We start from the raw sequence: 24,097 nt of genomic DNA, 5'->3' as shown, positions 1-24,097 counted from the left end.
TTAGAAGATGAAGCTGACCGTGCGCAGGAAGCCGTCGGCGTGCAGCAGCTTGACCACCTTCCGCTCCAGCTTGAGGCCCTCGGCGCCGGTCTTCAGGGTGTACTCCACGTTGGCCGGATAGGTCACCAGCTTGCCGTGGCGCAGCTCGTTCAGGGTCATCGCGCAACGGGCGATCACCAGCTCGTCACCGGCTTCGAGGATGCGTACACGGGACACCATACGTACGGTGGAGCCGACCGACATGGCGGAGACCGATTCACCGTTTTCCAGCCGGGCGACACGCATGCGGCGCATGTCGGCGTCATCCAGCGCCAGGTTCAGGGTGTTCAGGTAGTCGGTCTCGTTGAGGTCCGTCGGCACGATGTAGAGACCGCTGTCAGTCCACAGCGAAAGCCACTCCTGGTACGCCTTGTGATCGAGCAGGTCCGCTTCATAGCCGATGAACTCGGTGACCTGGGCAAGCAGTTGGGTATTGGATTTCATCGCTTATTTCTCCTCTGCCGCGGCCATCATCTTTTTGTACTGCTGGTAGGCACCGCGCATGCCGGTCTCGGAGCAGACCGCCCCCTGCGGGTTGCCATCCTCCGAGGTGCGCAGCTTGCTCATGCCGCGGTTGACCAGAATCCAGCCATCGGTGCCGGCCATGGAACCTTTCTGCACCCGCTCCCAGGCTTCACCGTCATCCGGGGTACCGAAGCCCATCGGGCCCTGGAAATGTTCGTGTAGGCGCATCCGCTTGTGGTTGAACGCATCAGGTGCGCCGTCACCACCAAGGGCCACGTGCTGAATTTCGGTTTCACCGACGGAGACCGGACGCAGCACACGGAAGAACGCCATGGAGCAGGAGACGTTGGGGAACAGGTTCAGGTTGAAACCGGTACCGTGCGCGGCACGCACCAGTTTTTTCACCTCATCTTCTGATTTGCCTTCGTCACGCAGCGCCTGCGCCAGTGCCGAGAAACGCTCCGGGATCGGTTGCTCGAGATCGGCCTCCAAGTCCACCAGCTGCGGGATCATCACCATGACGCTGTGCCCGTTGCCCAGGTCCTCGACGAAGCCCTCGCCGTCGAGGAAATCGAAGATATCGGCGGTCGCGTCATCCAGCGAGGAGACGAAGGACTTGTGCACAATCGGGAAGTGATAGGCGTCGGTGGTGTTCTCGAGCTGGATCTTCCAGTTGCCGGGGAAGTTGAAGCGGTGCTCGCCCAGTACTTTCACCGGGTAACCGCCCCCCTGTTTCATGAACAGGTCGATCCACTTTTTCGCCCCGCCAAGGAATTCCTCAAGCGGTTCGATATCGTTGTTGAAGGTGGCGAACACCATGCCCTGATAGCTCTCGACCCGCAGGCTCTCCAGCGGCATCTCGCTCTTGTCGAACACGCCGTCGTACTCCTCGGGCTTGGGCAGTGCACGCAGACTGCCGTCCAGACCATACCCCCAACCGTGGTAGGGGCAGGTGAACGCCTTGGTTTTGCCCTTACGCGCCTCGCAGACGGTGGCGCCACGGTGGCGACAGCGGTTTTGCAACACGTGCAGATTCATCTTGCGATCACGGCTGAGGATCACCGGCTGGCGACCGATGTAGGCGGTCTTGAAGCTGCCCGCTTCCGGCACTTCGCTCTCGTGGCCGACAAACACCCAGGTGTTGTTGAACACCCGATCCAGCTCCTCCTCGAAGATCTCAGGGTTGGAGTACAGCTCCTTCTTCACCCGGCCCTTCTCCACATCCACCATATCGGCGGCCTGCAGGCCGATGTTTTTCATATCGATCAACTGGCTCATCGTCGTTCTCTCTTATTCATTCTCTCCGGCGCCGACGCCGGACATCTGTTCTTCGGGCACCGGTAGCGGCTTCGGGTTATCCCAGGGGCTCTGCACAGGGCGGTTGAAGCGACTGGTGGTGCAGAAATGGGCGATCTTCCAGCGCCCCTGCTCACACCTGAAACGCACATCCAGCAGCGCACTGCTCAGCTGGGAGCGGCCGTCGGCAAAGGTGGCGGTCTGCAGCAGCACCCAGCTACCCTCGGCCTCGGTATCGCTCTGCACCTGCACCCGCTCGGAGGTCAGGAAGTGCACATTGAGGGCAAAATGGGCCGGTGGCAGGGTGTACTTCTCGAACATCGCCCGCACCGCTTCACGCCCCTCGCGCCGACCGAAGGTCGCGGCATAGCGCTTGCCCTTGCCTTCCCAGATCGCATCTTCCGTAAACAGCGCCATGAGCGGCTCAAGGTCGAAACCCTCGTCAAGGTAGTCGCACAGCTGCATGTACCGATGCAGACAGGCACTGACCTCGCGGGCTGCCTCAAGCCTGAATACCCGCTGCTTCAACTGCTCCAGCTCGCTCATGGACAGGACCTCAGGCGCGCTGCACGATCAGTTCGCGACCGATGCGGGCCTCGACCTTGGCATAGCGCCACAGCTTGTACGGCCCTGAGCCCACCTCGGTGGTGCGAAACAGGTTGCAGCAGGCGGTGACCCGGCCGTAGTCCGCCACATCGGCGAGCAGGTAGGTGGTCCAGGGGTAGCCACTGGAGGGGCCAACCATGCTCTGGTCGTCATCCATATTGCCGATCACCTCGACCCCCTCCATGTCGTGGATGGCGTTCCACATCTGGCCGAACGCGGCCCAGACATCGAGTTGCTCGTCACGCGGTGCATCCATGAAGTTCTGGTTGATGCCCATGCAGAACAGGACGCGCAGTGGTTTGTTGTCACTCATGATCTGTCTCTCCGTTGCGATTAGAGGTAACCCGGCAGCGGGTCGTGGCCGAAGAACATGGCGCCGGCATTCTTGAAGGTGACGGCGCCCATGAAGGCATGCTGGGTCGCCAGCATGGCATCACGCGCCACACGGCATAGCGGGTGGTCGGTGTAGGCACTGGTCATGCCCGCCAACTCATATGCGGTGCGCACCACGGCGGCACACTCATGGGTCAGGTGGCTGGTGGAGAGGCGCAGCAGATTGGTCTGCTCGCGGCTCGGCTCGCCACCGGCCAATACGGCATTCCAGGCTTCGTCGGTGGCGTCGTAGAAGAACGCACGCGCGGATCGGTAGCGTGCTTCCGCCTTGCCCACCTCGATCTGCACGTATTCACGCTCACCGAGGTTGGGGGCACCGGTCACCGACTTGCGACCGGCGGCCATGCCCTGAATCACATCCAGCGCTTCACGGGCCAGACCCGCCGTGGTAACCGACAGCACCTGGGAAGCAAAGGAAAGCGAGGGATAGCGAAAGAACGGCGCATCCATGTTCGGTGCGCTGCCGCGAACGAATGTCCACTCGTCGGGCACAAACACATCCTCGACAACCAGATCGTGACTGCCGGTGCCGACCATGCCGATCACGTCCCAGTTCGGCTCTATCTTGACCTGCTCTGCCGGCATCACCGCCAACAACGGCAGCTTCTGCTCGCCGCCGTCCGGCTGGATGCCGACCGCGAGAAGATCCGCCCCCATGCAACCGCTGCTGAATCTCCAGCGTCCGTTGAGGATGTAACCACCCTCGACACGTTTGGCCGGCTGGATCGGGAAGATACCGGCGGCAAACACCACGTTGGGGCCCTGTGCCCAAACCTTGTCGATGGTCTGCGGCGGCAGCGATGCCAGGTAGGCGGGGTTCATGCCGAAGCTGGCGATCCAGCCGGCAGAACCGTCGGCTGCCGAGATCGCCTCGACCATCTGCAGGAACTCTTTCGGGGAGCGTTCATCACCGCCAAGTGTCTTGGGCACCATGGAGCGATAGACACCTATCTCCTTGAAGGACTCGATAACATCCTGCGAGATATGCTTCTGTTTTTCGAATTCGTCGCGGCGCTCACGCACCTCGGCCAACAGGGCATCGAAGACCTTCTCTCCGCCCCAAAGGGATTTATCGATCTGATGGGCTGGCATCGTACACCGCTCCCTTAATCGTATTTATTGTCATGCCGGAGCTGTTTCCGGCGAGGAAGTTTTGTGTCTTGGACGCTAGTTTTTTCAACACTTTTCCGGCAGCTCAGCTCTGTAGAAATACGCATGATCAAACTCGCCTATCTCGGGTTGTCACCAAGGGTGTAACCGCTCGAACCGTTCGTCCGAAGACACCTTGAGAATTTCACCATTCACTTGAATCGTCAACTAAATATCGAGACATATTTCCTATGACGAAGGTCAATGCAAATTGACGCAGGCTATTTTCACGAGCATGCAACAGTCGGCGAACAGGTCTTGAATTACAAATATAAATAGTTATTTATCAATATGTTAAATAAATTAAATCCTTTTTGTCGCCATTGCGAAAAACCTGTTACTTCGCTGGTGCAAAAAATAAATTTCCATTTATGAGATGTTCGATTCCCATAAATAACGGTTAAAAAAAGGCTACAAAAAAGTGCACCAAGCTATGCTTATTGGCATCAAAAACGTGCAGCCCCCTGCACCGTTACGGGACATTGCGCCCCTGGCTTGAGCAAAAATCCATACAGCCTCTGCACGGTAGACACAAGACACTGTATACTTGACCGGTCAACTAATTTTAAACTGAGCCCCGTGCGGAAAACGACGAGAAAGCAGGCATGAACAAAAGCAGCAAATTCGATATGTACGATCCGCTGGGAGACAACTTCAGACGACGCGAGTTTCCGTTCTACTGGGTGGCACAGGTAAACGCCTTATACACCCAGGAGATGGAGAGAATACTGAAGAAGATCGATATGGATCTGCCGCGCTGGCGTATTCTGTTGATTCTGAATGAACATCAGCCACTGAGCATTTCAGAGATCGCCCAACATGCCGTCGCCAAGCTGCCGACCATCACCAAGATCCTCTATCGCATGCAGGATCAGGGGCTGGTGGAGCTGACCACCTCAGCCAGCGATGGCCGCGTCACACTGGTCAGGCTGACCGACAAGGGGTATGGCAACCTGAACGAGGTCAGAGACTCGGTCAGCAGTATCTTCAAGCGCAGCTTCAAAGGTTTCAGCAATCCACAGATTCACCGCATCAATGCACTGCTGGAAAAGCTGTTCGACAACCTGAAGTCGATTCGGGACTGACCTCCCGAATCCGGACGCTTCTTTCAGGCTCGCCTCCTGCAAGACGCAAAAAGCCCCCTCTGAAATGTCAGAGAGGGCCAAAGAATTACACCAAGCCAACGTATTCAGGCGTTTCTGGCGCGCATACGGCCTACCACATACACCACGATCGACAGTACCGTAATCGACAGCAGCACCAGGCTGATCGGTCGAGAAACGAATAGCGTCAGATCCCCGTTGGATATCCCCATCGACTGCTTGAGCCGGGTCAGGAACACGGGGCCAAGCACCATGCCCAGCACGATCGGAATGGCCGGGATGTCATTTTTCCTCAAGACATAGCCTATGCCCGCAAAAAACAGTGCAATCAGGGCATCGGATACGCGGTAGCTCTGGCTATAGCTGCCGACAAACCCCAGCACCAGAATTACTGCGCCGATAAACCGGCCGCTGATCCGAGTCAGATTCACCATCCAGCGTGTAGCGAAAGTCAGATAGAAAAAGGCCACGATATTCATGACGAACAGCGAGATATAGAGCCCCGATATGAACTCCGGACGCTCAGCAAACAGCGTAGGCCCAGGTACATAGTTATGCACCATGAAGACCGCCAGCAGCATCGCCATCAATGCATCAGTCGGAATCCCGAACGCCAGCAACGGCACCATGACCGACGCGGTAACCGCATTATTGGAGGTTTCCGAAGCGATCACCCCTGCCGGGTTGCCCTTGCCGAAACTGTCTGGATCCTTGGAGAACTTCTGCGCCAACGTATAGGAGAAGAACTGGGAACCGAACTCGCCTACACCGGGCAGCAACCCCATGATTACACCCAGAAATGCAGACCGTGCCACCACCATCTTGTGACGGCAGAGTTCGATGACGCCGGAGAAATACCCCCCCTCGTCCAGCTTGGTGCGGAAGCTGTCACGCCCCTTGTTCGAGAGCAGAACAAACGCCTGCGACATGGCAAAAAGTCCGATCACGGCCGGAACCAGAGGTATCCCCCCCAACAGCCAGGGCTGACCGAAGGTATAGACTTGGGTATTGAAGGAGCGATCCAGACCGATCGACCCGAGCAGAATGCCGAAACCGAGCATGACGATGGCGGCCGCCACGTGCTTGCGATGCGCCAGCACGACAAAGATCATCCCCAGCAGCGCCAGCATCGCGAACTCCGGCGAGCCGAACTTCTGCGCGATTTTGGCCAGCACCGGCGCCAACAGCACCAGCGACGTGACACTGATCATGCCTCCAACAAAGGATGAGGTATAGGCGATAGAAAGGGCTCTCTTGCCCTCCCCCCTCTGAGCCATAGGATACCCGTCGTATGTCGTCAACACAGCCACTGGCGTACCAGGTGTATTCATGAGTATCGAGGGTATTGCCCCCCCATACCAAGCACCTCCGTAAACACCGACAAGTAACATCACCCCGGCTAACGGCGCCATGGTAAAGCTCAAAGGCAGCAGTATCGCCATGACTCCGGCAGGTTCCAGACCGGGGATCGATCCGATGGTCACCCCTATAAGCGCACCGATAACGATCGCCGCCAGGACGTTGAACGTCGCGACCTCGTTAAGACCAAGCAGGATGTTTTCCATATTGCTAACCGCCTATAGGTACATATTGCAAAAATCAGCCACTGCATTCGGAAGCAGCTCGTACAGCCAAACGTCATCCATCCACAGCCCTATGGCCACCCTGAAGATCAACATGATCAACACCGTGGCCATAAACGCCATCAACAACCAAAATCGATTGAGCAACCGTGTGAGAAAAATCAGCGTCGTAATCAGCAAAAATGTCGACAGAAAGAAACCGATCTTGTCGATAGATTGCAGAAATACGTAGAACAGGATGCTGGTAATGATGGCGACACGACTCTCCGACACCACCTCGTAGATATATTCCAGCCAGACACTTGGTGATATTCTGACCAGTCTCAACAGAGCGCCACATATCTGAACGAAGGAGAACAGCAGCATTGTAACCAAGCCGATCAGCGGCCCGAGCGCAGGCTGAAGATACCAGCCTTCGTCACTCATCACCTCGACCTGTTCAGGCATCAGCAACAACATAACCAGACAGACGAAGAACAGGACCGTATAGAACGGGTATCGTTTATCGCCGCGCAGCAGATCATCTGATTCATCGCTGCAACTGCTTCGGGCGAGTTCAGACTCTTCAATTGACATACTTCACATCCAAACGCCCGCGCGGCGCTTCGACCGCGCAGGCATACTTTACCCTTGATTTATCGCATGTAGATCAACAGATCCTTACTCTGCTCCATCTCGTCGGCGATGCGCTTGCGGGACTCCTCTTCGCCCTGCCAATACACGATGGCACCGGTTGTCTTGCTGATCTCGCGGACACGGTCGGAATCGAGGGCCTTCTGTGCAATCTCGGCAATACGTGCCTTGACCTCTTCAGGTGTACCCTTGGGCACGAACAGCCCGTTCCAGGTCGTCAGAGGAATGCCGGCGATTTCATTCAGCGTCGGCACATCCGGAGACAGACTGAGGCGTTCGGAGGTGAAAGAGGTCAGAATCTTGGCATCGCCCGACTTCAGGCACGCCAGTATCAGCTGTGTCGTGGTATTGATGACGTCAACATCACCATTGGCGAGCGTAGAGCAGTCAGTTACGTCAAATGGAGCATCGGAAGAGAACTTGATCCCCAGTTGCTTGGCCGCCTTGAAGGTCATTGCGGTAGGCCCCGCCTGATAACCGAAATGTCCCAGAGACACCTTATGATCCTGAGAGTAATCCGCCAGCTCCTTCATGCTGCTGTACGGTGCGTCACCGCGTGTCGCCAGTACAAAGGGGTAATCTAGGAAGATACCGATAGGTTCGAAAGTGGAGCTATCCCAGGGTACGCTGTCAGATAGGATCTTGAACGTCAGCAGATCGTTCACAAACGAACCGATCGTCAAGCCATCGGGCTTGGCACGCGCAACTTCGGCCGTTCCGATAACCGCGCCGCCGCCGGGCTTGTTCACAACAGTTGCCGGCTTACCGGTCTCGCTGGTCATCTCCTCGGCGATGATTCGTGTCAGCACATCCTCAAGATCACCCGGCGGCCAGGGCACGATGAATTTCACCGGTCGGCTCGGGTAATCCGAGGCCATAGCAACAGGCGCCCCAACCGCGGCACACACGACAGCGCACCCTATAATCAGTTTTTTTAGCTTTTTCATTATTCACCTCTTATTGGTATCGACTCAGTCAGTTGCCTGAATCTGCTTTCAGTGGAACGATCAAAACCGGTATGTCACTGTGATGGATCACTTTCTGGGCGGTGGAGCCCAGGAACACACGCGCCAATGACGAGCTGCTGCGATCCCCCATCACAATCAGATCAGCATCGAAACGATGCGCCGCTTTCAAAATGCACTTGTCAGCCTTCCCCTGAATCACTTCCACGATCGGTTCCTTGACCTCATCGGCCCAGTGCTCGGCCAACTCCTCTTCATGAAAATCCGATAAGCGCTGGCATATGCGCTTCTTCAATTCCGCGATCGTCTTATCTAGCCGAGCCTGACTGAGTGACTCCGGCAGATAAGCATTGATCAACTCTTCCGCCGCCCCGCCAATAGGCTCCAGTACATGGAGATATATGATCTGGGCATCATTCACCGCCGCCTGATGTATCGCCGCCCGAAACGCTGGTCGACTATTGCCGCCCAGGTCGGACGCGTACAGGATCCGTTCAATCTTCTTCATAGGAAAACCAATTTCATTCTCATCATTTGAGACTACATCCACAATATACAATAAATCAACAGTTAATTTATCTATTTTTCTCAAATTCAATAGAATCACATTGTGCACAACGATAGAGCACGGCCAGCCACCGGCCCCTGTGCACGGATTCGATGATGAAAAGCAGGCTGGAGTTGCTTACCCGGCCGGAATAAATAACATAACCAATTGTTTTATAAGGAAATAAAAATCAAACGCCAGGCAACGGGAGAGGCAGGCTTGAAAACGAACTGTTCTCACCCCGAGAGATTCAATGCAGATCAAGAAGAGAGGAACACCCGCGGAAGGAGAGAAATATGCTCCATGAGAGCGAGATTCTCAGGCCACAAACACAAAAGCTGTGCACAAAAAACACCAAAATCACACACCAATACGAATATTTATCATAAAATGAGATTTCACATAGAATTAGAAATGTTCAGCAGCCAGCATGACTCACGACTATCCGAGCCCAACGCGACACAACACATTATGGCTGAGCATCAAACAGATCGGACAGCTATTGCCCAGCACTCGCCCTCTGCACCGCGGCATCCTCTCAGCCATTGCCTGCAGCCTCCCGGCCTTTACCGGTATCCTGAGCGGGCGGTTTACCGACGGCCTCCTGGCATGCATGGGAGCACTCGTTATTCTTTATCTGCCGGATCAGCGACTGCGTGACCGTATCTTTGTCATGCTCTCCTGCTCGTTCATCTTTGCAATCAGTTTTGCGGCGGGATCACTTGCGGCGATTTCGTCCACCGTTTCGGTTATCGCGATAGGGCTACTGGCCAGCCTTGGCTCAATCGCCTGCACCGGCTTGGCCATCGCCCCCCCAGGAAATTTTTTCTTTATCATGCTCGCCTCCGTCGCCACGGTTATGCCTTACGACCCCGCGTCAATCCCCGAGCGAACAGGCCTGATAGCACTGGGCAGTCTTTCATCGTGCGCGCTGGCTGTGCTCTACAGCCTGCTGACCACAGCTAACAACGACGAAGGGAGAGTGCCAGCCGCCATCGGCACCACCCTAAATCATGTGCCTTTTGCACTGTTTGACGGGGTAATCATCGCCTGTGCTTACGCTCTGGCGCTGCTACTGGAGCTGGACAACCCCTATTGGGCGCCAATTTCCTGTGCAGCAGTGCTGCAAGGGGGCAAGTCCATTCTGGTGTGGACACGCAAGGTACAGCGTATTATTGGCACTGTGCTGGGGCTCGGCATTGCCTGGGGGCTATTTTCACTCCAGCTACTCGATTGGCAGATTGCCACTGCGATTTTGCTGCTGACACTGGCGATCGAGACACTGATCTATCGCAATTACGCTTTGGGGGTGGTATTTATCACTCCTTTGACGCTTCTGTTTGCGGATATCACCAGCCCCCCCCTCTCGACAAACGCATTAATCTACTCACGCTTTATCGATATCGCGCTGGGTAGCAGTATCGGTGCAATTGGCGGCTGGTTGGGCACTATTAGAGCTGCTCGTTACACCCCTGTTTTAAAGTAATGAATGGCGTGCTAATTTCGCGCGCGGTACGGAAACACTATTGGAGGCACAATGACTAGCTTAGGCCGAATGCTGAGTATCCTGAAAATGTTCGGTCCCGACTCTCTCGCCATAGAGGTAGAGGATATTGCGCAGAAGATGTCGCTATCACGCGCAACCGCCTATCGTTATGTCAAAGAGTTGTGTGACTCCGGCCTTCTTACCCGGGCAGAGGGGCTTTATACCCTGGGCCCCAGAATTATCGAACTTGACTGGATGATGCGCCTTTATGACCCGCTTATTCACAGCGGGCGGGAGCTTATGGCGGAATTTTCCAAAGCGACTGGCCTTACCGTATACCTGAGTGTCTATTTCGATGGCCATATCATCAACACCCACATCGAGGCCGCACAGCAGAAGCACGGCTTTACCTTCGGCCGCGGGCGTCCCCTGCCCCTGTTCAAGGGTGCACAATCGAAAGTACTGATCTCGTTCCAAAAACCGCACCGGCTGAAAAAGATCTACGAGGAGTTCATCAGTCAGGACCCTGAACTGGACCTTTCGTGGAAAGAGTTCAGCAGTGAAACCAAAAGAATACGAAAAGATGGATACTGCCTGACACACGACGAGCTGAATCTGGGACTGACGGGTATTGCGGCCCCAATCATCGACAGCGAAAACCTGGACGAGATTCGGGGCAGCATCGCCATCGTCGGCTCAACCTCCGGATTCGAGCTATTCGACAAAAACGCCCTGATCGAGCGTCTGCAGCAGATGACCCGGACGATTGCGGAAAGTGCCCACCAATCCCCACATTGAATCCGGTTGATCGTTTGAGCACACGGAGCCGGGGTCGCATTGATGCGGCCCCGGCTATTTGTCGGCCGGCAGGGTCTATCGTCTACCGACTCTATACGCGTCGAGTTGCTGCGAGATCTTACCCAGTGATACAACCAGGGACCTGCAGCTATCTTTACCATATACGGTCTTGCGAGGGATCGAGCTCATTGCATCCCAGGCTTTTGAGCCATCGCTCATCCCGTCTGCTATAACCTTCGCGATCACATGACTGGGCGTCACACCAAATCCGGAGTAGCCCTGAACAAAAAACGCATTCTTATGATCCGGCAAGGTCCCGATCTGAGGGAAAAGATTTAGAGTACACTCCATAGGGCCTCCCCAGGCAAGATCAAGCTTAACGTCTTTCAAATAGGGGAATACTCTCATTAACTTTTTATGCAGGAACAACTTCAAATCGGTAGGCACATATTCAAGCAGCATCCCGCATGTACCATATAAAAGCCTGTTATCGTTTGTAACGCGGTAGTAATCGATAATGGGGGATATATCACTGAACGCGCCTCGTATAGCGCTAATTTTATTAATAATATGTTCAGGCAATGGTTCTGTGACGGAGTTGAACGCATATACATTAACAGTAGAGCGATGAATTTCAGGTTCGAGCTGATCAAGAAAAGCTCCGCACGACCAAAGTATTTTATCAGCTCTAACGGATCCTTTAGCCGTTCTGACTACTATTTTATCGCCATACTCTACCTCGAGAGCAGGCGTATTCTCATAAATTTTTCCGCCATGCGTTTCATTAAACGCCTTCGCAGCACCCAGAAGCAAGTTAAGAACATGGACGTGGCCATTGCCCATATGCTTCAATGCACAAGTATATTTTTCAGACCCAACAATATCCTGAATTTCACTACCTTCCAAATATGAAATTTCTTGATCTGGATTTAACTCTGAGAATACTTTTTGCCAAGACTGAAGTGTCTTCGCCTGGCGCTTATTCCAGCCCAAGTAACCATAGCCATGTCTAAAGTCTGCATCAATATCGTACTTTTTCATACGATCTTTTATGATAGATGCCCCCGTATCACTAATATTAAGTATAGCTTCAAGCCCTTCGGGCCCGACATGTTTGGCAATTTTATCCAAGTCATGGCCAATGCCGGCCATAACGTGTCCACCATTCCGGCCGGAACCGCCAAACCCTATATAATTACTCTCCAATACAACTACGTCTTTTGTGCCGCGTTCGGCCAACTCTAAAGCCGTGTTTATGCCGCTAAAACCGCCACCTATTATGACAACCTCTGCGTCAATATCCTCTTCTAAAGCTGGATAGCTAAGATTATATTTTTTAGTTATTGTGTAATAATTTGACGGATTTTCAAGCGACATAATTTAACCTTTATCTTTATTAAGCCAATTATAAAAATGAGTGCACTAGCCCCTGAGCCATGCACTCACATTGAGCTAATATTAGAAACGACCAACCCCAAACATATCGGAAAGAATCTTCCACTTCCCTTCATGTTTAGTCCACACAGTCAGTGATCGGAACTCAATTACGCCGTCATCAGTTGGAGAAATCCACTGAAGCCATGTGGCAACTGCGGATTCATTGATTGGTTGGGATTCAATAACGGATATGGATAAATTTGGAGTTTCTTTCATCACGTAAAGCAAAACTTCACGAATAAACGCCTCACCACTCGCGATAGCTGGTGCCCCTTCACCACAGATCATGACATCTGGAGAGAAACACTCATTTTGCAATCTATCCACATCACCAGATTCAAAGAGATCTTCAAGATTTTTAACTGCTTTTACGATATCGGTCATTTTAAACCTCTAAAAGTTATTTAGATTTTTAAATACATATTTCCTTCATAAAACATCATGATGGATGACCGACCAGACGTGTATCCCCCACATGTGTCCGCCCCCTCCCCCGAAAGGGGGGGGCATGAGCATAAAACGGCTAATATCCCCAACCATTCTGTAGAGAGGACACTGTGCTACGTTACTGTTCAGGGAAAAGAGGAATCAGAAAATGGAGTGATTTAATATTATTACAAATATGTTGATAATGGATCTAGAGACTTATCCGGGTCGTATATTTTTAGTGCTTCAATAAACACATTAAATAATTCAGATTGAGATCTTATATCTAATTTCTGATATAGACTTTTTTTGTAAGACTTTATAGTTTCAGCACCAATATTTAATATTTTCGCCTGCGCTTTGACGGAGTGCCCTTCCAATAGTAGCCTTGCAACCTGAGTTTCTCTAGGCGTTAGAAGCGAAGAGCCAAAATTATCAAGCGCACATCCTAACTGAGGGCCAAAAGATACTGTTTTGTCGAATCTGTCTTTTTGCTTTTCGTACCACCATTTTTTAACGATGACATCTAAGATTGAGTAGCAACTATACATATAATCGAATGCCCAAGTTTCGTAGACACTCTGAGAATCGACTCGGCAAACCGATACAATGGCCGATATATCATCAGATAACTGTATGATCGCGCACATTTCATCAACTACATCGACCGCCTCATAAAAAACGCGATAAAATTCAGTTTCGTTGAATTCATCTGGAACATTATCTTTCAGGCAAAATACACCTTCATACTTACCTTCAGATAAATGATAGTATGGATCCAGCAAGTAGGCCCCATTTCGGTATCTCAGAGACAGCGACTTCCATTCACGCTCACTCATCCTACTTTTGAATGGCCAATAGGGTTTGGCATCTTTTGAGTAAATAATCATGGTACTTATATGACTATCAACCAGATCAGCTAGCTCACCTATTAAGTTAGCAATCGATTCATCAGAGAACCCGAACTTTATTGATTCTGCTACAGCGTCATTCCAGGACTTGAGTTTTTTAGAACGCATAGAAAACCTACTTTCACTTCTCTACTCGACGTTATGAGCTCTGCATAAATATATATTCTTAACGACAGCACTCATCGCAACTCTAGCGCAGAGGAAATTTCTCCGAAGATCATAGAAAAATCTTTACTTGCGGAGCACATTTTTTCAATGAAAATCGTAGAAACTCCTGCGTTCCTTAAATACTCCGTTGAACGAAAAAGCCGGTATTCTCGATAGAATACCAGCTTTATAGGGAGTACTACCCTGAAGAGGAGCCTCAGTGATATACAATCATGAGAGGCGTTTGCGCAGCTCGTCCAGCGCTTCGTTCAAGCGCGCAGGCGAGGTAATCGCCGCGACGAATCGATCCGGACGCACGATCACGATCTTGTTGCGCACCGCTCCGAACCAGTCGGCCAGACCGTTATCCACATCTTCGACACTGCTCGCACCTGACGCCGTAAGACGCTCGTCATAACTCAACCCGCTGCGTGAGCGGTTGACCTGTACGTAGCGCGTCTCCAGCGTGTCCCAAAACGCCCGGTTCTCGTCGGACATGAAATCCGCCGGATTGACGCGATAACCGACCACGGCAAACCAGTCACCCAAAATCTCATCGAACTTGCGGCGATTACCCTCGGCATCCTCCACATCCGGCTGGATGAACAGCTGACCCACAGCACTGTCTTGGTAAACCTCATCGCCCTCGTGATACACGATCCCCTTGGTGATCTGGGCGACCGGCTTGAACTTGAACTCGGCCAGATGCTCGCGCAGATTGTCCACCGAGTCCGAGGCTTTGAAGATCCAGTCGCGCACACCGGCCAGAATCGGGTTAGTCATGCCCAGCACGGCCCCCATGTTATCCGCCAGTGCAATCAGATCGGTGGCATGCCCACGGCGTTCGGTATCGTAGGTCTGCAGAATTGACTGGGGCGCACGCCCCTTAACCACGGCCGCCAGCTTCCAGCCGATATTGACCACATCGCGCAACCCCGAGTTAAGTCCCTGCCCGGCCCAGGGCGGTGTGATATGCGCGGCATCGCCGCACAACATGACGCGCCCCTTGGCGAAGGTCGATGCCACACGGGAGTTGTGGGTGTAGGCGCGGATACGGACGATATCCAGTTCATCCACCGCATCACCGATATGGTTGCGAATCAGGGCGCGGATCTTACCCTCTTCACACATCGTCTCCTCATCCTCGCCCGGGTGCAGCATGAACTCCCAGCGGCGGTACTGATAAGGCATATGGATACACACGAAGGGACGCTCAGGATCGGCATGCAGCGCCGTATAGGGGGCGTCCAGCTTGTCGTTGGCGGCATCGACCACAATCCATTTCGCCGGGTGGGTCATGCCGGTGTAACCGATATCCAACTGATTGCGGATCTCCGAGCGGGCACCATCGGCGGCCACCACATATTGCGCCTTGATGCTGTACTCCCGCCCGGTGTTGTCGGTTACCGCCAGGGTGACGCCTTCGGCACCCTGAGCGATGCTGTTCATGTTGTGCCCCAGGCGCAGATCCACCGATTCGTAACGCGAGAGCCCCTCGCGCAACGTGACTTCGGTCAGCTGCTGCATGAAAATGTTGCGCATCGGCCAACCATACTTGGCCGTCGTCGGCTTCACCTCGGCAAAGCAGACACCGCGCGCGTTGTAGTAACGCAGCGGTACGTTGCGGATCATATCCTTGAGTGCGGGTTCGGCAAGACCGACGCCCTGCAGAACCCGCACCGCTTCGTCATCCATGCCCACCGCTCGCGGGTAGGGCAGGATCTCCTCGGAGGAGTCGAGTACCAGCGTGTTGATGCCGTACATCCCCATATAATTGGCCAGCGCGATACCGTTAGGACCGCCACCGACAATCACCACTTCAGTCGTTTCAATACTCACTGTGTCATCTCCGAATAATTTGCCATTAAATTCTTATTGTCGTGAACCGGGTTGCGCCGGTTCACGGGTCTATTCGGGTCGTGGGGACCCGCCATCATTCAGTCGTAGATCGGGTCCAGCGTGATCTCGCGGCTGGGTGCATTGGCCGCCTTGAAGCGCTCCTTCGCCCGGGCATCGTCGTGATCGGTTTCGAGGAAGAACTCCAGCCGATTACCGTCCGGATCGGTGAAGTAGAGCCCTTTGCCAATCTCGTGATCAGTGGTCTTCACAACACTGACCTGTTTGGAGAGCAACATGCCGTAGAGACGGCGCAAGGTGGTTTCATCGCCGTCGATCTCCAGGCCGTAGTGCTGCAGGCCGAGGGTGCCTTGAGCCGAGCCTTCCGGCGCTTTGATCAGGGCGATATCGTGATGCTTGTCTCCGAACCCCATCATGATCCAGGCATCGCCGTTGCAGCCGGTACGCTCCATACCGAGGATATCGGCATACCAATTCGCCGAGCGCTCAGGGTCGGTAACAAACAGCGCGATATGCGTACGATTGACTTTGACTTTCACGGGCATCACCTCAGTTTTTGATCACTGACTGGTGGGCGGCAACGATCTCGGCCGTGGCCGGGGTCCACAGCACATCGGCGATTTCACTAAACTCGCGCCACTCTTTTTTCCAGCCCTTACCGCCGTTCTCGCTGGTGAACAGATGGCCGTACTTGGTTCCCATCACCACCTGATCGTGGTTGGCCGGATTCACGTGAATACCCCAGATGCAGGAGTTGGGCTGCTGCGGCAGCGGCAGTACCTGCCAGGTTGCCGCAGCGTCGCGGGAAACCAACACCTGGCTGGTGGTGCCCGGCGTGCCATCGGAGATACTCAGATAGAGGGTGTCCTCAGAGCCGGCCGGCACCGCCGCGGCACGTGCGTAGTACAGGCCGAACGCCTCTTTCGGGTTAAATCCTTCCCAGGTTTCGCCATCATCCAGGCTGCGGTACACCGCGTTCACGCAGACCACCACGACCACCTTCTTGCCGTGGTTCGGCAGCACCCTTACCGCATGGATATCGGTGTGAAACTCCCACAGCAGACGCGAGTCGACACGCTCCCAGCTGTCGCCACCGTCAACGCTCTTGAACAGGCCGCCCTCTTCCAAGCCGAACCAGAGGATGTTGCTGTCGATGGGATCGAAGGAGAACGCCAGAAGACGGGGTTTGCTGACGCCAGCACAACGCTCGGGGATATCCACAGGGCCGCGCTGCCAGTTCTGACCACCATCGGTGGTGCGCCAGAGCGCTGCACGCGATGGTGCGCCGGTACCGACAAAGATACGTTTGGGGTTGTTTGGATCGACCGCCACTTTCCAGACAGTCTGATCGTTAAACGGGGTATCCATCTGCTTCCAGTTAGCACCGGCATCCAGACTGACGCACAAGCCGGTATCGGTGCCGAGATAGATCCTCTTCGGGTCTTGGGGGTCCATATCCAGAGACCGGGTGATTGCATCGAATTCGATCTCCTGGCCGAGACTCAAGCGGTGCCAAGTTTGACCGTTGTCGGCACTTTTCACCACACCCTGACCGGCCGTAGCCACCAGTATTGTTCCACTCATCAGATAATCCTCTACTTGAACGATTGTTTTTCTAGGCGTGATACTGACCTGATACCCCCTCAAGCCAAGACAAAATAGGAAATCCCACAATGTTTAAATACCAACAAAAACAATGATAAAAAACAGGTCACAATTCACTCAAGTCTCATAATATGCGATTTATTTTATTCTGTAAGAAATATAGACCGGCGTAATTTGATCTATCTCAAGAAAAAGCGAATGAGTGGACGCAGCGATGAGAATGCGTCGCCTCAGCGCAGAAAACAGGGCAAAGGCGCAGCGGGGAACACAACAGTACGTGAACAGACAGGCATAAAAAAAGGCGAGGCTCTATCGAGTCTCGCCTTGGTGTGAATCAGCGCTGCGGACACCTTTAAGCGCTTTAGCCTTCGCTCAGGGCGTCGAGGTCCACACCCTCTTCAGCCAACACCCGGCTGGCCACGCGGAATGCATCGATCGATGCGGGCACCCCGGCATAGATCGTTACCTGCAACAGCACCTCGCGGATCTGCTCGGCGGTCAAACCGTTGTTGAGAGCGCCACGCAGGTGGAGTTCGAGCTCGTGCGGCCGATTCAGCACGGCGATCATCGCCAGGTTGATCAGGCTGCGCTCACGCAGCGCCAGCCCGTCGCGTTGCCACACATCGCCCCAGCAGTACTCCGTCACCAACCGCTGCAGCGGCTTGGTGAAGGCGGTCGCATTGTTGATGGAGCGGTCCACATACTGATCGCCGAGCACCGCCTTGCGCGTCACCAGCCCTTTTTCGAACTTGTCGCTCATAGCCTGTCACCTGTATTCCAGTTTGAGTTGCTGACCGAACATCCGCAGACAGTAGGTGGTGCCCGTCACCATATCCAGCGGCTTGGTCAGCGAGCCGCTGAGAAAGTGCTGGCCGGCTTTCACCTCGCCGTAGCGCGCCACGATATCCCGCACCATACCGACCATGGATCCCAACGGACCGCCGATCACATTGTCCACCGAGCCCGACTGAGCAGTGCCGTCAAACGCCAACACACAGTCGATATCGTCAAACGCCAGACCGGCGTCAAACGGCTGCAGCTCACCTAAGCGGTAGTGGCTAGCGACCGCCAGGTCAGCCACGAAGGTGGCGATGTTGAAGCGCCAGCCCGCCATCCGCGAGTCGGCTACCTCGAACGCCGGTGCCAGAGCGCCGATGGCGTTGATGATCTGTTCGTCGCTGCACTGCGCGGCGACGATATCCTCGTGCAGTACAAACAGCACTTCGGCCTCGAGTTTCGGGGCGATAACCCTCTGCAACGACAACACTTCGCTATGCAGACACATATCAGCGAACAGCGGCGCATAGATCGGCTTCTGCAGGCCGAACCGCTCCATCGCCGGGCGATTCGACATCGCCGCCTTCCAGCCAGTAATCCCGTTGTCGCGGGCCTGATTGAGCGCTATCTGGGCGCGCTGAACACAATACCCTTCGTCGACGCCGGCTTCGTCCAACCCCGACAGCAGCTGCAACGGCGCCGCCTGTCGGCGCGCACCGTCGAGTGCACCGGCGATCTCGTCGGCCATCATCTCCACCGCGCTCATGCCAACCCTCCAAGACAGACGTATTTAATCTCGAGGTAATCTTCGATGCCGTACTTGGAGCCCTCGCGACCGATACCGGAGGATTTGACGCCACCGAACGGTGCCACCTCATTGGAGATCAGACCGGTGTTCACCCCCACCATGCCGTACTCCAGCTCTTCGGAAACGCGGATGTAGGTGTCGATACTCGAGGTGTAGAGGTAGGAGGCCAGACCATACTCGGTGTCGTTGGCCAGGGCGATCGCCTCCTCCACGGTGTTGAAGCGGAACAGCGGCGCGATGGGCCCAAATATTTCATCGCTGTAAAACGCCATATCGGTGTTGGCGTCGGTCAGCACCACCGGGTTGAGAAAGCGCTTCTCGCCATCGACCTGTACCTCACGCACGGTCACCTTTGACGCGCCCTTGGCCAGCGCATCGTCGATCATCGCACTGACCGAATCGTAGGCGTTGGCGTCGATCAGCGGTCCCAGCTCACTGCCCTCTTCGGTGCCCGGAGCGACGCGCAATTTGTCCACCGCTTCGGCCAGTTTCGCCGCGAAAGCGTCGTACACGCCATCCTGCACCAGTATGCGGTTGGCGCAGACGCAGGTCTGGCCGTTGTTGCGGAACTTGGCGATCAGTGCGCCCTCCACCGCCTTGTCCAGGTCGGCGTCGTCGAACACGATAAAGGGCGCGTTGCCACCAAGCTCGAGCGACACTTTCTTCACGTTGTCGGCACACTGCTGCATCAACAGCTTGCCGATATCGGTCGAGCCGGTGAAGGAGAGTTTGCGCACCGTGGCACTGGCGCACAGCGTGTTACCGATGGCAGAGGCTCGCCCGACCACCACCTGCAATACGCCTTTCGGTATGCCCGCCTGTTCGGCCAACGCGGCCAGCGCTAGTGCCGTCAGCGGCGTCTGGGTGGCCGGCTTGATGATGATCGAACAGCCCGCCGCCAGCGCCGGCCCCGCCTTGCGGGTGATCATCGCCGCCGGGAAGTTCCAGGGCGTAATCGCCGCGCAGACACCGATCGGCTCCTTGCGTACGGTCAGGCGGGTACCCGGCGTGACCTCGGGAATGGTATCACCATAGACCCGCTTCGCTTCTTCCGAGAACCATTCGATGAAGGACGCCGCGTAGGCGATCTCGCCCTTGGCCTCCTGCAGCGGCTTCCCCTGCTCGCTGGAGAGGATCAGCGCCAGATCGCCCTGGTTCTGCATCAGCAGATCGAACCAGCGACGCAGCACCTGAGCGCGATGCTTGGCAGTGGTTTTACGCCAGGCCTTATAGGCCAGTTCAGCCGCGGCGATGGCGCGTTCGGTCTCCTCCGCCCCCATCATCGGCACGCGGACGATGGTCTCGCCGGTAGCCGGGTTGGTGACGTCGACGGTCGCGCCATTATCGGCTGCGCACCACTGACCATCGAGAAAGCAGGCATCACGCAGCAGCGAGGTGTTTAGCAGATCTTGCATAGCATCATTACCAGAAACGGGGTGACAGGAGAGGAATAAAAATGGGGGGCCGAAGCCCCCGAAGGGGTGATTAACTCAGTTTCGATCTCAGCGCATCCAGCGCCTCGTTCAGGCGGCTCGCCGAGGTGATGGCAGCGACAAAACGGTCGGGGCGGACGATCACGATCTTGTCACGCGCCTTGCCGAACCAATCGGCCAGCAGGTTATCCACATCTTCGACGCTTACGGCGCCTGACGCCTGCAGACGCTGGTCATGGCTCTTGCCGCTGCGCGAACGGTTGACCTGCACATAGCGGGTTTGTAGCTTGTCCCAGAACGCCTTGTTCTCTTCGGACATATGCTCCGCAGGGTTGGTCTTGAAGCCGACGATGGAGAACCAATCCCCCAGCACCTCGTCGAACTTGCGACGCCGGCCCTCCGCGTCCTCCACATCCGGCTGGATGAACAGCTGGCCAACCATGCTGTCCGGGTATACCTCTTCGCCCTCGTGGTACACGATCCCCTTGGTGATGTGGGCCTTGGGCTTGAACTTGAACTCCACCAGATGCTCGCGTAACGAATCAACCGAGTCGGTGGCCTTGAAGATCCAGTCACGAATACCGGCCAGGATCGGATTGGTCATGCCCAAAACCGCGCCCATGTTGTCGGCCAGCGCGATCAGGTCGGTGGCATGCCCGCGGCGCTCGGTATCGTAGGTCTGCAGGATGGCAGGATCGGCGAGCCCCTTGACCACCGCGGCGACCTTCCAGCCGATATTGACCACATCGCGCAGCCCCGAGTTGAGGCCCTGTCCTGCCCAGGGTGGGGTGATATGGGCCGCATCGCCGCACAGCAGCACCCGTCCCTTGACGAAGGTGGAGGCGACGCGGGAGTTATGGGTATAGGCGCGAATACGCACGATATCGAGCTCGTCGACAGCATCGCCGATGTGGTTACGGATCAGGCCACGAATCGTGCTCTCTTCGCACATCTTCTCCTCATCCTCGCCGGGGTGGAGCATAAACTCCCAGCGACGATACTGATAAGGCAGGTAGATGCAGACGAAGGGGCGTTCGGGATCGGCATGCAGTGCCGTGTAGGGTGCTTCCAGCTTGTCGTTGGCGGCATCTACCACTACCCACTTGGCCGGATGGGTCATACCGGTATAGCCGATATCCATCTGCTTGCGAATCTCGGAGCGGGCACCGTCGGCACCGATCACATAGTCCGCCTCCAGCGCGTACTCGACACCCTCGTGATCGCTGACGTTCAGTGTCACCTTGTCGGCGTCCTGGACGATGCTGTTCATGGTTTGCCCCAGGCGCAGGTCAACGCAGCCAAAACGCTTGAGCCCGTCGCGCAGCGTGACCTCGGTCAGCTGCTGCATAAAGATGTTGCGCATCGGCCAACCGTACTGCGCGGTGCTCGGCTTGACCTCGGCAAAGCAGACACCGCGGGCGTTGTAGTAGCGCAGCGGCACGTTGCGGATCATATCCTTGATCGCGATGTCGGCCAGGCCGACACCCTGGAGTACGCGCATCGCTTCGTCGTCCATTCCGACGGCACGCGGAAAGGGCAGAATCTCTTCGGAGGACTCGAGCACAACGGTATCGATGCCATACAGCCCCATATAGTTGGCCAATGCGATACCGTTCGGACCGCCGCCTACAATTACAACCTGTGTCTTTTGAACGCCCACTGTTACCGCCTCCGGGTTAAATCAGTTGTAACCAGCTTGGATAAAATCGACGACCGCCTTGTTAAACACGTCCGGCTGGTCGTCGTGGACATAGTGGCTGGCATTGTCGACCTCGACCGCTGAGAACGCCTGGTTGGAGGTCAGGATCTCTTGCACCGTCGCGCGCGGCAGGAAATCGGAGTCGCCCCCCTTCACCAGTAGCGCTGGACATTTCACAGCCTTAACCGCTGGCCAAAGATCGATCGGCTCAAATGTCAGTCTAGCTTCGGCTATTCCCAGTTGATCGTGCTTCCAGCCGATCTTGCCATCCCGCTCACGAAAGGAGTTCTGCAACCGTGCCTGCAGCGCCTCTTCGGTCAGGTTGGGACGGCTGAAGCGCCAGAACGCTTCAGCCTCTTCCCAGGATGCGAAGGTAAGCGGTGTATTCCTCATCTCGCGGCGGATGCGTTCGGCACCCTCACCCCGATTCGATGAGCCCGGGCCGATATCCTCGATCACCAGCCGCGTCACCCGTTCGGGATGACGACGCACATACTCCAACGCGTTGGTGCCACCCAGCGAGTGTCCGATCAATACGAACCTGTCCAGGCCGAGATGATCGACAAAGCGCTCCAGATCCTGCACATAGGTAGCGGTCTGGTAACCCTCGACCGGCCCCCAGTCGCTTTCACCCCGGCCACGCTGATCCAGGCCGTAGCAACAGTAACCCTCGCCCAAGGCGTCGGCCAGCGACTCCCAGGTCGCAGCGAAACCACGCAGACCATGCAACATCACCACAGGAATACCGGTTAGATCGCCCCACCGCAGGTAGTGCAGTTGCAGATCACCGCTTCTGAACAAACCACTCGTTTCGGACATCGCTCACCCTTTCACTTCTATTAACCGGCGCCTTAGTTAAGACCGTCTTCGCCGACAACCTCTTCCGCTTTAAGACCACCCAGACGCGCATGCAGGCGGCCTCGGGTTGCAAAGGCCCAGATCACCAGCAACTCGTCCCGGCGCGGCGCATCGTTGAACGACACGGAGATGGCGTCATAGTGCGAGCGCACGTAAAGCGCGTTCTTGTGCGCCAGCGGTACATCCAGAATGGCACCCGGCCCACCGATTTTGCCGGTCGAGGGCACCCAGGACTTACCACCGCCTACCGCATCACGTACCGGGTTGGCCGCCGGGTTGGTCAGAAACGCGTTGCCGTGCTCATACTCGCCATCGGCACCGACCAGGATCGCCTTGCCGTAGCTGACGATCTCGTTGTCACCGGCCAACTCGTTGATGCGACGCCCAAACTCCTTGCCCAATTCAGGGGAGTGCTCGATCAGCTCGGACAGATCCTCTTTGAACTGACCGGCCAGCGGATTGTGGATCGCCGCAGCGATGACGTACTTTTTCACCGGTTCGCCATCGGCCAACGCGCCGGTTTCGTTCGCCTGGGTTTCTTCGTAGAACGAAAACCATTTGCGGATGTGGTAGGGGCCAAAATTTGCTACTTTCATCTCGAATATGCCTACAAAAATCAGTCGAAAATGGGGTCAAGCTCGATCGGACGGCTCGGACCGTTAGTGGCCTTGAAACGCTGTTTGGCCAACTCGTCGTCATGTTCCGTTTCCAGGAAAAACTCCAGACGAATACCGTCGGGATCGGAGAAATAGAGACCGATCCCCACCTCATGATCGGTAGTCTTGACGATGTTCACGTTCTTCTTCAGCAGCATGCCGTAGAGTTTGCGCAGCGTGGTTTCATCGCCGTCGATCTCAAATCCGTAGTGCTGCAGCCCGATGCCGCCTAACTGCGCGCCCTCGTCGGCACGAATCAGCGCGATATCGTGATGTTTGGGACCGAATCCCATCATGATCCACTGATCGCCGTTTTCGGCGTGTCGTGCCATACCCAACACATCCTCATACCAGCGTGCCGATGTTTCCGGGTCTTTTACGAAGAGGGAGATATGGGTTCGATTAACTTTGACCTTCATC

General features: G+C 55.4%; 25 protein-coding genes. 3 read left to right on the top strand and 22 right to left on the bottom strand.

What is annotated here, in order from left to right:
- From KQ940_RS18140 to KQ940_RS18120, 5 genes are read right to left on the bottom strand one after another with little or no spacing between them, the layout of a single operon-like run.
- Positions 1–483: an aromatic-ring-hydroxylating dioxygenase subunit beta gene (locus KQ940_RS18140; protein WP_217415235.1), complete on the bottom strand. Its 483-nt coding sequence runs from the start codon at positions 481–483 to the stop codon at positions 1–3.
- A 3-nt stretch (positions 484–486) separates the two neighbouring features.
- A complete protein-coding gene (locus tag KQ940_RS18135; protein ID WP_217415234.1) occupies positions 487–1,782 on the bottom strand; it encodes an aromatic ring-hydroxylating oxygenase subunit alpha in 1,296 nt (431 codons plus the stop codon).
- A 12-nt stretch (positions 1,783–1,794) separates the two neighbouring features.
- A complete protein-coding gene (locus tag KQ940_RS18130) occupies positions 1,795–2,346 on the bottom strand; it encodes a nuclear transport factor 2 family protein (protein ID WP_217415233.1) in 552 nt (183 codons plus the stop codon).
- Positions 2,347–2,356: 10 nt separating this feature from the next.
- The gene (locus tag KQ940_RS18125) at positions 2,357–2,719 is read right to left on the bottom strand and encodes an IacB protein (RefSeq protein WP_217415232.1); all 363 of its coding nucleotides are present in this window, start codon (positions 2,717–2,719) and stop codon (positions 2,357–2,359) included.
- Between the two features lie 20 nt (positions 2,720–2,739).
- A complete protein-coding gene (locus KQ940_RS18120; RefSeq protein ID WP_217415231.1) occupies positions 2,740–3,891 on the bottom strand; it encodes an acyl-CoA dehydrogenase family protein in 1,152 nt (383 codons plus the stop codon).
- 662 nt (positions 3,892–4,553) lie between these two features.
- Here KQ940_RS18120 and KQ940_RS18115 point away from each other — a divergent pair.
- A complete protein-coding gene (locus KQ940_RS18115) occupies positions 4,554–5,033 on the top strand; it encodes a MarR family winged helix-turn-helix transcriptional regulator (protein ID WP_217415229.1) in 480 nt (159 codons plus the stop codon).
- Positions 5,034–5,137: 104 nt separating this feature from the next.
- Here KQ940_RS18115 and KQ940_RS18110 read toward each other — a convergent pair whose 3' ends face one another.
- The 4 genes from KQ940_RS18110 to KQ940_RS18095 all read right to left on the bottom strand — a co-directional run bounded on the left by KQ940_RS18110 (position 5,138) and on the right by KQ940_RS18095 (position 8,830).
- On the bottom strand, positions 5,138–6,616 hold the full coding sequence (locus KQ940_RS18110; RefSeq protein ID WP_217415228.1) for a tripartite tricarboxylate transporter permease: 1,479 nt from the start codon (positions 6,614–6,616) through the stop codon (positions 5,138–5,140).
- 12 nt (positions 6,617–6,628) lie between these two features.
- Entirely contained in the window at positions 6,629–7,210 is a 582-nt protein-coding gene (locus KQ940_RS18105; protein WP_217415227.1) for a hypothetical protein, read from the bottom strand.
- A gap of 59 nt (positions 7,211–7,269) precedes the next feature.
- The gene (locus KQ940_RS18100) at positions 7,270–8,118 is read right to left on the bottom strand and encodes a tripartite tricarboxylate transporter substrate binding protein (protein WP_343222682.1); all 849 of its coding nucleotides are present in this window, start codon (positions 8,116–8,118) and stop codon (positions 7,270–7,272) included.
- Between the two features lie 124 nt (positions 8,119–8,242).
- Positions 8,243–8,830 (bottom strand): universal stress protein, encoded by a 588-nt coding sequence (locus tag KQ940_RS18095; RefSeq protein ID WP_217415224.1) that lies wholly within the window; start codon positions 8,828–8,830, stop codon positions 8,243–8,245.
- A gap of 379 nt (positions 8,831–9,209) precedes the next feature.
- On the opposite strand from KQ940_RS18095, the gene KQ940_RS18090 reads away from it, so the two are divergent.
- The gene (locus KQ940_RS18090) at positions 9,210–10,265 is read left to right on the top strand and encodes an FUSC family protein (RefSeq protein ID WP_217415223.1); all 1,056 of its coding nucleotides are present in this window, start codon (positions 9,210–9,212) and stop codon (positions 10,263–10,265) included.
- Between the two features lie 69 nt (positions 10,266–10,334).
- Positions 10,335–11,063 carry an IclR family transcriptional regulator gene (locus KQ940_RS18085; RefSeq protein ID WP_246590173.1) on the top strand — a complete coding sequence of 243 codons (729 nt, stop codon included), beginning with the start codon at positions 10,335–10,337 and terminating at the stop codon, positions 11,061–11,063.
- A gap of 75 nt (positions 11,064–11,138) precedes the next feature.
- Here the strand turns inward: KQ940_RS18085 and KQ940_RS18080 are convergent, their stop codons facing one another.
- From KQ940_RS18080 to KQ940_RS18020, 13 genes are all read right to left on the bottom strand, one after another.
- Positions 11,139–12,440 carry an NAD(P)/FAD-dependent oxidoreductase gene (locus KQ940_RS18080; protein ID WP_217415220.1) on the bottom strand — a complete coding sequence of 434 codons (1,302 nt, stop codon included), beginning with the start codon at positions 12,438–12,440 and terminating at the stop codon, positions 11,139–11,141.
- An 81-nt stretch (positions 12,441–12,521) separates the two neighbouring features.
- Positions 12,522–12,884: a nuclear transport factor 2 family protein gene (locus KQ940_RS18075; protein ID WP_217415219.1), complete on the bottom strand. Its 363-nt coding sequence runs from the start codon at positions 12,882–12,884 to the stop codon at positions 12,522–12,524.
- A gap of 230 nt (positions 12,885–13,114) precedes the next feature.
- Entirely contained in the window at positions 13,115–13,945 is an 831-nt protein-coding gene (locus KQ940_RS18070) for a helix-turn-helix transcriptional regulator (RefSeq protein ID WP_217415217.1), read from the bottom strand.
- A 270-nt stretch (positions 13,946–14,215) separates the two neighbouring features.
- The gene (locus tag KQ940_RS18065) at positions 14,216–15,823 is read right to left on the bottom strand and encodes a bifunctional 3-(3-hydroxy-phenyl)propionate/3-hydroxycinnamic acid hydroxylase (RefSeq protein WP_217415216.1); all 1,608 of its coding nucleotides are present in this window, start codon (positions 15,821–15,823) and stop codon (positions 14,216–14,218) included.
- A gap of 98 nt (positions 15,824–15,921) precedes the next feature.
- Positions 15,922–16,380 carry a VOC family protein gene (locus KQ940_RS18060; protein ID WP_217415215.1) on the bottom strand — a complete coding sequence of 153 codons (459 nt, stop codon included), beginning with the start codon at positions 16,378–16,380 and terminating at the stop codon, positions 15,922–15,924.
- A 10-nt stretch (positions 16,381–16,390) separates the two neighbouring features.
- Complete coding sequence (locus KQ940_RS18055) at positions 16,391–17,425, bottom strand: VPS10 domain-containing protein (RefSeq protein WP_217415213.1); 1,035 nt, start codon at positions 17,423–17,425, stop codon at positions 16,391–16,393.
- A gap of 382 nt (positions 17,426–17,807) precedes the next feature.
- Positions 17,808–18,206 (bottom strand): carboxymuconolactone decarboxylase family protein, encoded by a 399-nt coding sequence (locus KQ940_RS18050; protein WP_217415211.1) that lies wholly within the window; start codon positions 18,204–18,206, stop codon positions 17,808–17,810.
- 6 nt (positions 18,207–18,212) lie between these two features.
- Entirely contained in the window at positions 18,213–18,989 is a 777-nt protein-coding gene (locus tag KQ940_RS18045) for a 2-keto-4-pentenoate hydratase (RefSeq protein ID WP_217415210.1), read from the bottom strand.
- Entirely contained in the window at positions 18,986–20,446 is a 1,461-nt protein-coding gene (locus tag KQ940_RS18040) for an NAD-dependent succinate-semialdehyde dehydrogenase (RefSeq protein ID WP_217415209.1), read from the bottom strand. The genes KQ940_RS18045 and KQ940_RS18040 overlap by 4 nt, the downstream gene beginning before the upstream one ends.
- Before the next feature lie 70 nt (positions 20,447–20,516).
- Positions 20,517–22,124: a bifunctional 3-(3-hydroxy-phenyl)propionate/3-hydroxycinnamic acid hydroxylase gene (locus KQ940_RS18035; protein ID WP_217415208.1), complete on the bottom strand. Its 1,608-nt coding sequence runs from the start codon at positions 22,122–22,124 to the stop codon at positions 20,517–20,519.
- A 21-nt stretch (positions 22,125–22,145) separates the two neighbouring features.
- Positions 22,146–22,982, bottom strand: coding sequence for an alpha/beta fold hydrolase (locus tag KQ940_RS18030; RefSeq protein WP_217415207.1), 837 nt, complete (start codon positions 22,980–22,982; stop codon positions 22,146–22,148).
- A gap of 32 nt (positions 22,983–23,014) precedes the next feature.
- Entirely contained in the window at positions 23,015–23,617 is a 603-nt protein-coding gene (locus tag KQ940_RS18025; RefSeq protein ID WP_217415206.1) for an amino acid synthesis family protein, read from the bottom strand.
- Positions 23,618–23,637: 20 nt separating this feature from the next.
- The gene (locus KQ940_RS18020; protein ID WP_217415205.1) at positions 23,638–24,096 is read right to left on the bottom strand and encodes a VOC family protein; all 459 of its coding nucleotides are present in this window, start codon (positions 24,094–24,096) and stop codon (positions 23,638–23,640) included.
- Position 24,097: the final 1 nt, after the last annotated feature.

It is taken from the genome of Marinobacterium ramblicola, from assembly GCF_019084545.1.
Lineage (GTDB): Bacteria > Pseudomonadota > Gammaproteobacteria > Pseudomonadales > Balneatricaceae > Marinobacterium_D > Marinobacterium_D ramblicola.
The sequence above is the reverse complement of the archived record's forward strand: the minus strand, read 5'-3'. Positions and strand labels throughout refer to the sequence as shown.